Genomic DNA, 250 nt, shown 5'->3' with positions numbered 1-250 from the left:
CTGAAGGGGCTGGCCGAATATTTCTCGCCGAGCACCGCAAGCGGCAAACCGGGCGAGGCGCTGGAGAGCGTCTCCGGCGATCGGCCAGGGCTCGGCGGCCAGCGGCAGCGTGCGCAGTCGCAGGATCCTCGCCCGAACGGGCGGCCGACGACCCAGGCTGCGGCCCAGGGGGCAGCCAAGGGCGCTTCGGCCAGCGTGCCGGACGCGTCCCTGCGGGTGATCGCCGAAGAACTGAAGCTGCTGCTGCAGC

1 protein-coding gene is annotated in these 250 nt (G+C 72.4%); it reads left to right on the top strand.

Going from position 1 to position 250, the window contains the following annotated elements; all coding sequences use genetic code 11:
- On the top strand, positions 1–250 hold a 250-nt coding region (locus tag ACSNOK_RS35395), incomplete at both ends, for a hypothetical protein (RefSeq protein ID WP_436784782.1).

Origin of the sequence: Streptomyces sp. URMC 126, from assembly GCF_051386555.1 — a bacterium.
Taxonomy (GTDB): Bacteria; Actinomycetota; Actinomycetes; order Streptomycetales; family Streptomycetaceae; genus Streptomyces.
This window is presented reverse-complemented; position numbering and strand designations above follow the sequence as displayed.